General features: G+C 34.9%; 11 protein-coding genes. 5 read left to right on the forward strand and 6 right to left on the reverse strand.

All coding sequences use genetic code 11. The features are described 5' to 3' along the window. Positions 1 to 9: 9 nt before the first annotated feature. The 3 genes from ACZIX2_RS07170 to ACZIX2_RS07180 all read right to left on the reverse strand — a co-directional run bounded on the left by ACZIX2_RS07170 (position 10) and on the right by ACZIX2_RS07180 (position 3414). On the reverse strand, positions 10 to 1647 hold the full coding sequence (locus ACZIX2_RS07170) for an ABC-F family ATP-binding cassette domain-containing protein (protein WP_463339410.1): 1638 nt from the start codon (positions 1645 to 1647) through the stop codon (positions 10 to 12). A gap of 175 nt (positions 1648 to 1822) precedes the next feature. After that, positions 1823 to 2998, reverse strand: a complete 1176-nt coding sequence (locus ACZIX2_RS07175; RefSeq protein WP_463339411.1) for a GlmU family protein — start codon at positions 2996 to 2998, stop codon at positions 1823 to 1825. Positions 2999 to 3162: 164 nt separating this feature from the next. After that, positions 3163 to 3414, reverse strand: a complete 252-nt coding sequence (locus ACZIX2_RS07180; RefSeq protein ID WP_024981357.1) for a type B 50S ribosomal protein L31 — start codon at positions 3412 to 3414, stop codon at positions 3163 to 3165. A 246-nt stretch (positions 3415 to 3660) separates the two neighbouring features. On the opposite strand from ACZIX2_RS07180, the gene ACZIX2_RS07185 reads away from it, so the two are divergent. The 5 genes from ACZIX2_RS07185 to ACZIX2_RS07205 all read left to right on the forward strand — a co-directional run bounded on the left by ACZIX2_RS07185 (position 3661) and on the right by ACZIX2_RS07205 (position 9598). Then, positions 3661 to 4194 (forward strand): DUF4199 domain-containing protein, encoded by a 534-nt coding sequence (locus ACZIX2_RS07185; RefSeq protein ID WP_463339412.1) that lies wholly within the window; start codon positions 3661 to 3663, stop codon positions 4192 to 4194. Between the two features lie 5 nt (positions 4195 to 4199). Then, complete coding sequence (locus ACZIX2_RS07190; protein ID WP_463339413.1) at positions 4200 to 5156, forward strand: glycosyltransferase family 2 protein; 957 nt, start codon at positions 4200 to 4202, stop codon at positions 5154 to 5156. A gap of 62 nt (positions 5157 to 5218) precedes the next feature. Continuing rightward, the gene (locus ACZIX2_RS07195) at positions 5219 to 6946 is read left to right on the forward strand and encodes a phospho-sugar mutase (protein ID WP_463339414.1); all 1728 of its coding nucleotides are present in this window, start codon (positions 5219 to 5221) and stop codon (positions 6944 to 6946) included. A gap of 73 nt (positions 6947 to 7019) precedes the next feature. Further along, positions 7020 to 8855, forward strand: a complete 1836-nt coding sequence (locus ACZIX2_RS07200; RefSeq protein WP_463339415.1) for an ABC transporter ATP-binding protein — start codon at positions 7020 to 7022, stop codon at positions 8853 to 8855. A 41-nt stretch (positions 8856 to 8896) separates the two neighbouring features. Next, positions 8897 to 9598 carry a hypothetical protein gene (locus ACZIX2_RS07205; RefSeq protein WP_463339416.1) on the forward strand — a complete coding sequence of 234 codons (702 nt, stop codon included), beginning with the start codon at positions 8897 to 8899 and terminating at the stop codon, positions 9596 to 9598. Here the strand turns inward: ACZIX2_RS07205 and ACZIX2_RS07210 are convergent. The 3 genes from ACZIX2_RS07210 to ACZIX2_RS07220 form a co-directional block, all read right to left on the reverse strand. Continuing rightward, complete coding sequence (locus tag ACZIX2_RS07210) at positions 9595 to 10317, reverse strand: hypothetical protein (RefSeq protein ID WP_463339417.1); 723 nt, start codon at positions 10315 to 10317, stop codon at positions 9595 to 9597. The two genes, ACZIX2_RS07205 and ACZIX2_RS07210, sit on opposite strands and share 4 nt — an antisense overlap. 88 nt (positions 10318 to 10405) lie before the next feature. Then, the gene (locus ACZIX2_RS07215) at positions 10406 to 12871 is read right to left on the reverse strand and encodes a TonB-dependent receptor (protein ID WP_463339418.1); all 2466 of its coding nucleotides are present in this window, start codon (positions 12869 to 12871) and stop codon (positions 10406 to 10408) included. Positions 12872 to 12878: 7 nt separating this feature from the next. Continuing rightward, positions 12879 to 14579, reverse strand: a complete 1701-nt coding sequence (locus ACZIX2_RS07220) for a M23 family metallopeptidase (RefSeq protein ID WP_463339419.1) — start codon at positions 14577 to 14579, stop codon at positions 12879 to 12881. Positions 14580 to 14583: the final 4 nt, after the last annotated feature.

Consider the following 14583-nt stretch of genomic DNA (forward strand, 5'->3'; position numbering starts at 1 on the left):
TAAAATAAATTATTTCTTTTCGATTTCTCGCATACTATCCATTTTCTTATGAGCAAGAAAACCTTTGATATCTTCAAAATGCTCTACGACACGCTTGTTTCCAAACTCAAAAACTTTTGTGGCCAATCCGTCAAGGAAATCCCTGTCGTGCGAAACTAGAATTAAAGTCCCATCAAAATCACGCAACGCATCTTTGATAATATCTTTGGTTTTCATATCCAAGTGATTGGACGGCTCATCCAGAATCAAAAGATTTACAGGTTCTAATAACAATTTAATCATGGCCAAACGCGTTTTCTCTCCACCAGAAAGTACTTTTACTTTCTTTTGAATATCATCTCCTTGAAACATGAACGCTCCAAGAATATTTTTTATTTGCGTTCGAATATCTCCAACAGCAATTCTGTCAATGGTTTCAAATATGGTAGCATTCTCATCCAACATGGCGGCTTGATTTTGGGCAAAATAGCCAATTTGTGCATTGTGCCCAACCTCTACAGAACCCCCATTGATTTCGATTTCCTTCATGATGGCTTTAATCATGGTAGATTTACCTTCACCGTTTTTACCCACGAAAGCCACTTTTTGACCGCGCTCAATTACTAAATTGGCATCTTTAAAAATCAATTTATCGCCATACGATTTTTCCAAATCTTTCACAATAACAGGATATTGCCCCGAACGAACTGATGGTGGAAATTTCAATTTCAAAGCCGAAGTATCAATTTCATCTACTTCGATAGGAACAAGTTTTTCCAACATTCTCACACGAGATTGTACGGCATCGGTTTTAGAAAAAGTACCACGAAAACGCTCAATAAACGCCTGATTATCTGCGATAAATTTTTGTTGCTCATCGTAAGCTTTTTGCTGATGAACACGTCTTTCTTTTCGCAATTCTAAATAATGAGAATATTTGGCTTTGTAGTCATAAATTCTTCCCATTGTCACTTCGATAGTACGGTTGGTAATATTATCGACAAAAGCTCTATCGTGAGAAATTACCATAACCGCTTTGGCTTGATTAATCAAAAAGTCCTCTAACCATTCGATACTATCCATATCCAAGTGATTGGTTGGCTCATCGAGTAGAATCAAATCAGGCTTAGTCAAAAGGATTTTTGCCAATTCAATTCGCATTCTCCAACCACCAGAAAACTCTTTGGTGGGGCGATTGAAATCCTCTCTTTCAAAACCTAAACCTTTTAATATTTTTTCAACTTCAGCTTCATAATTAACCTCTTCAATCGAATAATATTTTTCGGACAATTCAGAAACTCTTTCAATCAATTTCATGTAGTCATCGCTTTCGTAATCCGTGCGAATGGTCAATTGTTCATTGATATCATCGATTTCTTTTTTCATATTCAAAACACCCGCAAAAGCTTTGGATGTTTCTTCCATCACAGTACAATTATCTTCCGTTAATAAATGTTGCGGCAAATAAGCTACTACGGCATCGTTTGGAGCCGAAATAACCCCACGTGTAGGCTTGTTTACCCCTGCTACAATCTTTAACAAAGTAGATTTCCCCGCTCCATTTTTACCCATAAGGGCAATTTTATCGGTTTCATTAATAGCAAAAGTAACTTCGCTAAAAAGAGTTGTGCCACCAAATTCAACGGCAATATCGTTTACTGTAATCATTAATTTAAAAATAAAAGGTTAGAGGTTAAAAATCAGATGATTTTGAACGCTAAAATTTTGAAGGTGCAAAGATAGTTTAAATAAAGAATTGCGCAATTGGTATCCCGATTAAGTGCAATAAAAAAAGCCTCTCCAAAATGAAAGAGGCATTTTCTATAAACAGTTGAAGAACTTTTTATTCTTTACGATACTTTTTAGTAATTTCAAAAACGTGCTCTAAAATCGCTGCTTCTTTTTCATCAAAAGCAATATTGCGACGTGACATTACTAGTCTCGCCGTTTCAAAAGCTTTTTTGGTTTGATAAGTCGTAAACCCAGATGCACCTCCCCATGAAAAACTTGGAACAAAATTTCTTGGAAACCCACTTCCAAAAATATTAGCACTCACTCCTACTACAGTTCCTGTATTGAACATGGTATTGATACCACATTTACTATGATCGCCCATCATTAATCCGCAAAACTGAAGTCCTGTTTTCGCAAAACCCTCTGTTTGATAGCTCCACAAACGTACTTCTTCATAATTGTTTTTAAGGTTCGAATTGTTGCTATCGGCGCCAATATTACACCATTCACCCAGAACAGAATCCCCTAAAAACCCTTCATGACCTTTATTAGAATTAGCAAAAATAACCGAGTTTTTCACTTCGCCTCCTATCCTAGAACCCGGGCCTACTGTAGTCGCGCCATAAATTTTGGCCCCCAATTTTACAGAGGCATTATCACAAAGCGCGAATGGTCCACGAATTACAGTACCTTCCATGATCTCGGTATTTTTCCCAATATAAATAGGACCAGTTGATGCATTCAAGGTTACAAATTCAAGTTGAGCCCCTTCTTCAATAAATATATTTTCCGGCGCTATAACATTCACACTTTTGGGTACTCTTTGTGAATGTCTCTCTTGTGTCAAAATAACAAAGTCCTCTCTAATTGCTTGATCATTCTTAGAAAAAATATCCCAAGTATTTTCGATAACAATCCCCTCATCAAGGTAATCAATAATTTCATAGGAATCAAAATCAACTTCCTCTTGACTATCTGTTGTGTAAAATGCAACAATTTCATCATTCTTAAGAATGGCTTGATTGGGTTCCAAATTTTTAACCATTTCTGCCAAAACAGCATTGGGCAAATAAGAAGCATTAATCATTACATTATGCTCTAATTCTACCATAGGGTATTTCTCAGACAAATACTCCTCGGTCAAAGTGGTAGTTGTTGTACCTAAATACCACTCCCACTTTTGACGAATGGTCATGATACCTACCAAAATATCAGCCACCGGACGAGTAAAAGTAAACGGCAACAACGCATTTCTTGCGGGACCGTCAAAAAGGATGTAATTCATTATTAAACGTTTTGGTTATTGTTTTAGTTTTTGCGTTTTTGTGCACAAATTTACAACTAATTTCCTTTACACTCCCATTATAAACGTATAGCAAACCACTAAAAACCAATAAAAAAAGCCTTTCTAAATAGAAAGGCTTTACTGTATTTAAAAACGAGTTAAAATTATTTAACGTGTTTTGCGTATTTAGTTTTGAATTTATCAATACGTCCTGCAGTATCGATAAGTTTAGATTTACCTGTGTAAAAAGGGTGAGAAGTTCTAGAAATCTCCATTTTTACAACTGGATATTCAACGCCTTCGTGAATAATTGTTTCTTTAGTTTCTGCTGTAGATTTAGTGATAAAAACATCGTCATTTGACATGTCTTTGAAAGCAACTAATCTGTAATTCTCTGGGTGAATACCTTTTTTCATGATAAATTTTGTTTTATAAGTTTCAATTATAATTTGTTTTGCAGCTTTTCAAAAACCTTGAAAAGGTATAAACAACTTATAACTTTTTAATATTTCATTTTTATTTTTGAGTGTGCAAATTTACATTTATTTTTAGAAACACAAATCTTTTATTTCATTTTTTTTTACCTCAGCTGAAAAAACATTTTTAATACTAATACGTGCATATTTGCTATATTTGTCGATTAAATTAAAACCTTGCCTAAAATGATTAACGAAATCATCAAAAAGAACGGGATAACCTTCGGAATCGTATCAGGACTATTCTCTTGTCTCCTTACTGCTACACTCTACACAATTGACCTTAAACTATTTATCAAACCATGGATTGGAATTTTAAGTATTGCCATCTATTTAATTATTGGCATCCTTTTATTAATTAAAACCAAAAAAGAAATTCAAGGAGATTTTTCTTTTAAAGACGCTTTCACTACTTATTTCATAGCTGCAGCTTTAGGAATACTAATATCTACCCTTTTTAATATCTTGCTTTTCAATATTATTGATCCTTCTGCCAAAGATACATTAAACGAAATTACCCTAAAATATACCATTTCAATGATGCAAAAGTTTGGAGCTCCAGCTTCGGCAATCAATGAAGCGATAAAAGGAATGAAAGAAAGTAGCCCTTATGACATTTCATCCTTATTAAAAGGAATGCTAACTAGTTTAGCTTTTAGCTCTATTTTCGGTCTTATTATGGCCGCTTTTTTCAAAACAAGAAAATCTTATCAAGAATAAATTAAATGAATTTATCAATTGTAATACCTCTTTTGAACGAAGAGGAATCTCTACCGGAATTGTACTCATGGATAATCAAGGTGATGCAATCCAACAACTACTCTTATGAAATCCTTTTTCTAGACGATGGAAGCTCAGACAACTCTTGGCAAATAATCGAAAAGCTGGCTGAGGAAAATCCTAATGTAAAAGGCATTCGTTTCATGAAAAACTTTGGTAAATCGCAAGCGTTACATGCTGGATTTGCCCAGGCTAAAGGTGATGTAATTATCACAATGGATGCCGATTTACAAGATAGCCCTGATGAAATCCCAGGATTATACAACATGATTACCGAACAAAAATATGATTTGGTTTCGGGCTGGAAAAAGAAACGCTATGACTCCGTTGTAGCCAAAAATCTTCCTTCCAAACTATTTAACTGGGCTGCCAGAAAAACCTCTGGAGTGCAATTGAATGATTTCAACTGCGGATTAAAAGCCTATAAAAATGTTGTGGTTAAAAACATTGAAGTTTCTGGTGAAATGCACCGTTACATTCCTGTATTAGCCAAAAACGCTGGTTTTGGAAAAATTGGCGAACAAGTAGTACAACATCAAGCCAGAAAATACGGCGAAACCAAATTTGGAATGGACCGTTTCATCAATGGATTTTTGGATTTAATCACCATTTGGTTTTTGTCTCGTTTTGGCAAAAGACCAATGCATTTATTTGGTGCCATTGGCTCTCTAATGTTTGTTATAGGTTTTTTTGCAGCCGCTTACATTGGAATTTCAAAATTGTATCATATGTACAATGACATGAAGTATAGCCTCGTTACCAACAACCCCTGGTTTTATATTGCATTAACAACAATGGTATTGGGTACTCAATTGTTCTTAGCAGGATTTTTGGGAGAAATCATCCTTAGAACCAAAAACAATGAAGAGCGCTATAAAATTGCAAAACAAATAAATGTATAAGTTGATTTCATCCTTTTTTAATTATACATCCAATATAAATTGTTTCACTAAAATTAATAAAAATGCATATTCCTCAAAATATCCTAGATGCACTAAATGTTTGGCTTACCCCAACATTTGACACCGCAACTCAAGAGGCGGTAAAAGAGTTAATGACCACTGCTCCAAAAGATTTAGAAGAAAGTTTTTATAAAAATTTAGAATTTGGCACCGGCGGTATGCGAGGTGTAATGGGGGTTGGCGATAATCGCATCAACAAATACACTTTAGGCAAAAGCACTCAAGGCTTATCCAATTATTTAAAAAAAGTATTTCCAGGGGAAAAAATTAAAACCGTAATTGCTTACGACTGTAGACACAATAGTAAAACACTAGCAAAAACAGTAGCGGATGTATTTTCGGCTAACGGAATAGAGGTGTATTTATTTTCCGATTTAAGACCTACTCCCGAATTGTCATTCGCCTTAAAACACTTAAATTGTCACTGCGGAATTGTTTTAACTGCGTCTCACAATCCACCAGAATACAACGGTTATAAAGTATATTGGCAAGATGGCGGACAAATTGTTCCTCCACAAGATGGAGAAATTATTCAAATGATTGAAAATCTCAAGTATGACGAAATCAACTTCACCGCCCAAGAAGAGTTGATTCACCTGATCGATACAGAAATTGACGAGGCTTTTATCGCTTCATCAATCAAAAACGCAAGTTTCAATACACCATCAGCAGCCAAAGAAAACCTAAACATCGTTTTCACTTCTTTACATGGTACATCAATTACAGCAATTCCTCAAACATTGAAAAATGCTGGCTACACAAATGTACACATCGTTGAAGAACAAGCAGTGCCGAATGGTGATTTCCCAACAGTAAAATCACCCAACCCCGAAGAGCCAGAAGCACTAACTATGGCATTGGCATTAGCTGAAAAAACCAATGCCGACATTGTAGTTGGAACCGACCCTGACTGTGACCGTTTAGGTGTAGCCGTTAGAAATAACGAAGGAAAAATGGTGTTATTAAACGGAAATCAAACCATGATTTTAATGACCGCCTTTTTGTTAGAAAAGTGGAAACAAGCCGGCAAAATCAACGGAAAACAATTTGTTGGATCCACTATTGTTTCTACACCAATGATGATGGAGTTAGCCTCAGCCTATGATGTAGAATGCAAAGTTGGACTAACAGGTTTCAAATGGATTGCCAAAATGATCAAAGATTTCCCTGAATTAGAATTCATTGGAGGTGGCGAAGAGAGTTTTGGATTCATGGTCGGCGATGCCGTAAGAGATAAAGATGCCGTAGCAGCTACCTTGTTGGTTTGCGAATTAGCCGCTCAAGCAAAGGCCAATGGAAGTTCTGTTTATAAAGAATTAATCAATCTATATGTTGATCACGGATTTTATAAAGAGCACTTAATTTCCTTGACCAAAAAAGGTATGGATGGCCTACAAGCTATCAATCAAATGATGATTGATTTGCGCGAAAATCCATTGAAAGAAATTAACGGACAACGCGTGATTATGGTGGAAGACTATCAATCTTCTATTGCCAAAAATTTATTGACAGGCGAAGAAGACACTATGAACATTCCAAAATCGAATGTACTGATATACTACACCGAGGACGGTTCAAAAATTTGCGCTAGACCTTCTGGTACTGAACCTAAAATTAAGTTTTATATCAGCGTGAATGCCACTTTAGAATCAACCAAAGATTTTGATGCAGTTGAAAGCCTTTTAAACCAAAAAATCAACAATATCATAACTGCAATGCAACTTAATTAAGCCCAAACTACGTTTTGGCAAAGACCCGATAAGTGATCAACTCATCGGGTCTTACTAATAAAAAACAACTTAAATGGATCAAAACATAAAAAAATTATTACCCTATACAAAACCTTATCAAGCACATATCATTTGGAATGTGATTTTTAATATTTTGTATGCCTTGTTTAGCACCATATCGATGTTGACTCTATTTCCTGTACTTCAAGTACTTTTTGGAAAAACAGAAGATCAAAAAGCATATGCTCAACCTATTTATAAAGGAATAGGGCACCTGAAGGAATATGTAACTGATTATATCAATTTCAAAATTTCATCTTTATCAGAGAATGAGAGTACCGAGGTGGTACTCTTGTTTGTGGTTGCTATGGTAATAACAACTTTTTTTATTAAGAATTTATTCAATTATTTAGCCTCTTTTCACATCATGCATCTTAAAAATGGTGTTTTGAAAGATTTGAGACGATCAATGTATGCCAAAATTATTGAGTTACCTATCTCCTATTATTCTGAAAAAAGAAAAGGTGATATGATGGCGCGCATGCTTGGTGATGTTAACGAAGTTCAAAACTCTTTTTTTTCCATCTTAGAATTAGTAGTAAAAGAACCCTTAACTATCGTTTTTGCTTTGGGAATGATGTTTGCCATTAGTACGAAACTTACTTTATTTGTATTGGTTTTCATGCCAATCTCGGGTTGGATTATTTCCAAACTAGCTAAAAATTTACGAAGTCAATCCTTAGAAGCGCAAAGAGAAAGCGGTTCATTAATTTCTGTGGTTGAAGAAACTTTAGGAGGACTTAAAGTAGTAAAAAGTTATAATGCAGAACCTAGTTTTAAAGGTCGATTTAATGACTCGGTAACACGTTTGCTTAATTTAACCAACAGCATCGGAAGCCGAAACAACTTGGCTACTCCGCTTAGCGAATTTCTTGGGGTAACTACCATTGCCATACTACTTTTTTACGGAGGCCTCTTAGTTTTAAATGACAAATCACTTGATGGAGCTTCTTTTATTGTCTATTTAACCTTAGCATTCAATATCCTAACACCAGCTAAAGCTATTTCCAAAGCTTCGTATTCGGTGAAAAATGGACTAGCAGCTGCCGAGCGTGTTTTTGAAGTTTTGGATGTAGAAAACGAAATCACTTCTAAAGAAAATGCAATTCAAAAAGAAGCATTTGAATCAGAAATTACCATTTCGAACATTAATTTTAAATACGAAGATGAAAATGTACTTAAAAACTTCTCTTTAGAGGTTAAAAAAGGACAAACCGTTGCCTTAGTTGGACAATCTGGAAGCGGAAAAAGCACCATAGCCAACTTGTTAACCCGTTTTTACGATGTACATGAAGGAGCCATTCAAATTGATGGAATAGACATCAAAGACATGGACTTGGTGGCTTTGAGAAATTTGATTGGTTTGGTTACACAAGATAGTATTCTATTTAACGATACGATAAAAGCCAATCTACTTTTAGGAAAACCAGACGCTACCGATGAGGAAATTATTGATGCTTTAAAAATTGCCAATGCTTTTGAATTCGTAAATGATTTACCTAACGGAATCAACACCAATATTGGTGACAGCGGTAACAAACTATCAGGCGGACAAAAACAGCGACTTTCTATCGCTCGAGCCGTACTCAAAAATCCTCCAATTATGATACTTGATGAGGCAACATCTGCCTTAGACACTGAGAGCGAAAAATTTGTACAAGAAGCCCTAGAAAACATGATGCAAAATCGCACTTCTATCGTTATTGCCCACCGCCTTTCCACTATACAAAATGCTAATCTTATTGTGGTAATGAAAAAAGGCAAAATTGTAGAACAAGGTACACACGAAGAATTAATTGCGCTAGACGGAACCTACAGTAAATTGGTTTCGATGCAATCGTTAGAATAATTTCTGAAAGATTAATTTAATTAACATTCAATCCCTAAAGAATGTATAAACATCAATCCAAAATCAAACTTCCGCAAGATTTAGATACTATCGTATGGAAATATCTAGACTTGTCGAAGTTTTTGGATTTGTTGATTTCAAAGAAATTGTTCATGTCTAGGTCCGACAAATTTGAAGATCAATACGAAGGGACATTTAGCGAACCAACTTACGAAGAAATAAAAAAACTATCGAAAGACAATCCAGACTTCCTTTCCTATTATAAAAAACACCGAGAAAAAGTAGCCATTAGTAGTTGGCATATCAACGAATACGAGTCTTTTGCGATGTGGCAAATATTTACACAAAATAGTGAAGGACTTGCTATACAATCCACCATAAGAAGATTACAAGACGCGTTAAAACCTGAAAAGGAATTTGAACAATACATTGGAGAGGTTAATTATATTGACTACAAAATTGAACACATTCCTTTTGACGATATGTTTTTCCCATTTTTATACAAAAGAAAAAGCTTTCAGTACGAACGTGAGGTTCGGATTTTGAGTGATGTTAGCCCATCCAATCACAAACTAAATGACGGCTTAAAAATCAATGTGGATTTAGATATACTAATTGAAAAAATATACATCCATCCTAAATCAGAAAATTGGTATAAAAGACTAGTCATCGAATTGGTATCAAAATTAGGATACCAAATTAAGATTGAAAAATCTGATTTAGAAAGTGATATTTTAATTTAAACTGGAGAATATCGGATTACTTCCCATTTATTTTTAGACAAATCAATGTAATTGTAGTGTAACACATCATTTTTGTCAAATTGCCCATTTTTATTAGTATCTTCTATTGTTCTAAAATACAATTTGTTATTTGATTCTATAAGATTCCAATCGATTAGTTCTTCTAACTCCGCAGACATTTTAACAAAATTTTGCCCACTAACCCAACTTAAGTATAAGGTATTGATATCATTCGTATCCAATTTACCATCTCTATTAGTATCGTTATCAACCAAAGTATAAACTAAAATTTTCTTACCCAAGTTATCGGAAACTGTTTTCAAATAGGTTATGGTCTCAATTAAAACAGGTTTCTTTGTCAATGGACGAATAGAATCCGAATTGATTTTTTGGAATTTTACATTCTGTAAATAACCTGTGATTTCATACTGAGATACATTGCTTATGGTAAAACTAACATCTTTTACAGCAGAAGACCCAAATCTTGATTTATCGCCTCGTTCCAAAACTCTCATATCACCTACTGGGTGAAGCAAATAATCCGTCCCTTCCATTTGAATGGGTAAATCAGCAATCTCCACCTTAGCAGAGTCAACTCTTACGGTTGCCGCTTTTTTAGAAGAATCCCCATAAATTACTTTTGGCTTTTCTATTTCCTTTTGGCAACTTACCAATACAACGAGACAAAACAAGCAACTACTGAACGAAAATTTTATCATCTTTATAAATTTATATCCAAAAATAATCAATTCTAACGAACCATAAACTGAAACTCAAAAGTTAAAAAACAAAACTGTATGTTTTTAATTAAAAACTAGCATTGAGTTTTACATTAAAAACCCTTGAAGTCATATAATTGGGAATCCCGTATTGCGTTTTGGTATACACGTCGCGCACCCAAGTATTGGTTATTGCATTTTGATTATTAAATATATTAAAAACTTCAAGACCAATGGCTAATTCTTGAAAATATTTTGCCCATTTCCCATAAGACCTTGAAGCATTCCTGTCTACTAAAAGCTTGGAAAAACCAACATCGGCCCTTCTATAATCCCGCAATCGGGATTGATACAAATATGGATCAGCATAGGACGGTGAACCTCCAGGCAAACCCGTATTGTATACTAAGTTCAAATACAATTTAACGCTTGGAATATTCGGCATATAATCTTGGAAAAGCATGGCAAACTTCAATCGTTGATCTGTAGGACGAGCAATAAATCCATTGTTTTGATAATTTTCTTCTGTCTTCATATAGCCAAAACTAATCCACGACTCAGTACCCGGGACAAATTCTCCATTCCACCTCAAATCAATACCTTTGGCATAGGCAACAGCATCATTATTGGCCTGATATCGAATGCGAACATTATCAAGAGTATAGACATTAACATCTGATAAGGACTTATAATACCCCTCCGAAATCAATTTAAAGGGTCGGTCCCACAGATTAAAAGAAAACTCATTAGCCAACACCAAATGAATAGACTGCTGGGCTTTTACATTGGGCACCACCTCCCCTTCACTATTCCGAAGTTCGCGATAAAAAGGAGGTTGATGATAAAATCCTCCCGAAATTCGGAATAAAAGATTTGGAATTGCTTGAGGAATTAAAGACAATTGAATTCTAGGACTAACCGTCAATTGTGATTTACCCGCAATTAGTCCACCATTTACTTGCCAAGATTGAAATCTAGAACCTAAAGTATACCAAACTTGCGCTTTTTCAAAGTTTAACTTTTGACTCCATTGTATAAACCCTGACAATCTATTAATTGTATTATAATTGATAGCTCTTACCTCTTGAAAAGGCACTAAAGGCCCATTGTAAACAGTGTAAGGTTCGTCCTTTTGGGGTAATAAAATAGGGGGATTAATGGCAAAACCGGCCGAATCTATCACCTCCCATTCACTTATTCTATCACGTATGGACTCCCGAGTGAATTTTACCCCCCACTCCAAACTGTTTTTTTTCCAATCGTGCATCGCTTTGATTTCCGTATTGAGAATTAGAGCATCCAAATCATTTCTAGCATGATTTAACTGAGACCCAATCCCTCTTGAAAAAGTAACTTCTCCAAAAGACTCCGAACCAATATTGGCATCCACTTCTGCCAAGCGATATTGTGCTAAAATGTCAAAATACTCTTTTTCTTGGGTGTGAAAAATTGTATTTAAAAATTTAAAAGTTGAAACATCGTTGGCTTTGAATGTAGTTTTCATGGCGCCAAAAGTTGTTTTATATTGATCTTTTTCTTTCCCCTCATAAAAAATCAACAATGCTTGAGGATTATCAATGGTTCCAAAATTAGTTTTTCTGGTAAGGGGCTCGTAGTTATAATTGTTTTGAGAAATGTTACCTAAAAAACTCCATTGCCATTTTGAAGAAGCGTGATAATTAATAGCGGTCTGCACATCAACAAAAGTGGGGGTGAAATTGGTTTGCGTTTCTTGACTCTCAACCAACAAACTGTTGTTTCGGTATCTAACACCGGTAACTGCTGACCATTTTTGGTTCTTAGAAACCAAATCCAATGCTGCACTCCCTCCTAAAAAGCTAGCCTCAACTTTGGCTGCAAAGGCATCTGGAATTCGATAGGTGATATCCAAAACAGAAGACAATTTATCTCCAAATTTTGATTGAAAACCTCCCGCCGAAAAATCAATACTCTGAATCAAATCAGAATTGGTAAAACTAAGCCCTTCTTGTTGTCCAGAACGAATTAAAAAAGGGCGATAGACTTCCATTTCATTTACATATACCAAATTCTCATCATAATTTCCACCTCTAACGGAATACTGACTACTTAATTCATTGTTGGCATTAACACCCGCTAAGGATTTTAGGATATTCTCTACTCCTGGATTTGCTCCTGGTATATTTTTTAAAATTTTAGGATCAATAGTCGTAATCCCTTGAATTTTTTTCTTGTTATAAATCGTCACTACTACTTCACCAATTTGCTCTTCACTTTCTTTTAGTACCAAATTAAAATCAACTACTTCATTGGGAGCGATGGTCAAAGTCAATGTAACCTTTTTGAAAGAAATATGGGTAAAAACCACAGCTACTTTTTGGTTGGGTTCTACAGCAACACTATAAAATCCTTTTGTATTTGATACTATCGTTTGCCCAGAAGCCGAAACGTTTACTCCAGAGACAGGGATGTTTTTTTCATCAACAATAACACCTTGTAACCTGCCTTTCTGAGCAAAAACACTCAAACATATAAAAGGAACAAACCATAAAAAACGAAGGGAGACTAATTTCAAAAGATATTTATTTTTGTATTTGACTTCTAAAAAAACGTGTTTCAAAGGTAGTAGAATTCCCCATTTGATCTTCAACAATTACTTTTAATGTATTGGCACCTTCAGCTACTATACCATCATCAAATTTATGTGTAATCGTATTGGTTTTGTTATCATACTCCATTAAAATCCATTGGTCATTCAAATACCCATTGTAAGATTTGATCCCAGATAATGCATCAAAAACAATCAAACTTAATTCTTTTTGCCCAGTCAGCCATTTCCCCTGTATAGGTTTATTCATTGTAATAACAGGTTTAACATCATCGATGATCAAACCATATTTCCCTAAAACTTTAGTTTTAATAGCAAAGGTATCCTCATTAACTATAGTTGGGTTATATGCAATTTTTTTTCCGTTAACGCGACCAATAAACATTTTTTGCCTTTTTTCTTTGGCATGAGATGCATCTTGAACCTGAATCGAAAAACTAGCATTAACCGGAACAATATCTTCGTGTAACGAAAGGACTTTGTTAGCCACAGAAAGATTGAGGTCAAAATCATTAAAAAAAGTATTGGCTGGAAGATTAACAGACCAATTATCCTTTTCAAAAACATAATCTTTTTTCGCTTTGACAGCATAAAGTGATGGCATAGGTTCTGATGGAACTACAACTGCATGGGTATCATAAACAATTGGTATGTTGATTTGCGTTACATTATTATGATAATCGGCAATTTCCATTCGATAAGTACCCGATAAATTGGGCATAACAGATATCATTCCATTACTAGCATCTGCTTGTATACACTTAAAACCAAAAGAACTTTTGCTAAACAATTGTTGTACGCGCTGTTGTGTCTTTTTATACTTTTCGTAATCTATTAGTACGTTGATGTATTTCATATCATCAAAAGAATAGGTATCAAATTGAAAAGCATAACTCAGACTGCCATTATAATATCCTTTGGCTGAAAAAATTCCATTATTATTATTCGACACATTGTCTTTATCAGAAGCAACAAAACCAAATCCAATTGTCCCTCTAGCCGCAACCGGATCGGCCAAATAGGTCCCATCTTTTTGCAATGACAATGAAATAGGGATAGGACGCTGAGATTGATTTACTGCACTATTTTCATCCAAAGGATAAACATAAACAGCTGTAACTTGTGGCTTTCTAGTATCCTGCATAAACGAATCAAAACCAAAAAACATAGGATTTATAACCCATTCCGTTTTAGAATCTCTGATTTCAAAATGCAAATGCGGCCCTTGAGAAGCTCCAGTATTTCCAGTATAAGCAATTACTTGGCCTTTAGATACAGGCAATTCATTAGGAGATAAAAAAAGTTCCAATTCAAATGTTTTCTCCTCATAATGGCGTTTTTTGACTAAGGCTTCAATAACGCCTTCCATTTTTAAAAGATGCGCGTAAACTGTTGTAAACCCATTGGGATGTGTAATATATAGTGTTTTTCCATTGCCGAAAGTCGAAATTTTAATTCTAGAAACATAACCATCGGCTGCAGCAAAAACAGGTAAACCTTGTTTTTGCTGTGTTTTAAAATCCAACCCGGCATGGAAATGATTGGGTCTTAACTCGCCAAAATTACCCGACAATTGCATTGGTATACCCAATGGAGATTGAAAATAATCCTTAGGATATTGATTCTGAGCCTGTAAAAGCCCTGTTAAAAGAAATAAAATTAAAAAGTTTTTCATACCA

It is taken from the genome of Flavobacterium riviphilum (assembly GCF_055231795.1).

Coding starts and splice junctions, on each gene's coding strand:
- ACZIX2_RS07170 (WP_463339410.1), bottom strand. CDS start 1,647: ATGATTACAGTAAACGATATTGCCGTTGAATTTGGTGGCACAACTCTT.
- ACZIX2_RS07175 (WP_463339411.1), bottom strand. CDS start 2,998: ATGAATTACATCCTTTTTGACGGTCCCGCAAGAAATGCGTTGTTGCCG.
- ACZIX2_RS07180 (WP_024981357.1), bottom strand. CDS start 3,414: ATGAAAAAAGGTATTCACCCAGAGAATTACAGATTAGTTGCTTTCAAA.
- ACZIX2_RS07185 (WP_463339412.1), top strand. CDS start 3,661: ATGATTAACGAAATCATCAAAAAGAACGGGATAACCTTCGGAATCGTA.
- ACZIX2_RS07190 (WP_463339413.1), top strand. CDS start 4,200: ATGAATTTATCAATTGTAATACCTCTTTTGAACGAAGAGGAATCTCTA.
- ACZIX2_RS07195 (WP_463339414.1), top strand. CDS start 5,219: ATGCATATTCCTCAAAATATCCTAGATGCACTAAATGTTTGGCTTACC.
- ACZIX2_RS07200 (WP_463339415.1), top strand. CDS start 7,020: ATGGATCAAAACATAAAAAAATTATTACCCTATACAAAACCTTATCAA.
- ACZIX2_RS07205 (WP_463339416.1), top strand. CDS start 8,897: ATGTATAAACATCAATCCAAAATCAAACTTCCGCAAGATTTAGATACT.
- ACZIX2_RS07210 (WP_463339417.1), bottom strand. CDS start 10,317: ATGATAAAATTTTCGTTCAGTAGTTGCTTGTTTTGTCTCGTTGTATTG.
- ACZIX2_RS07220 (WP_463339419.1), bottom strand. CDS start 14,579: ATGAAAAACTTTTTAATTTTATTTCTTTTAACAGGGCTTTTACAGGCT.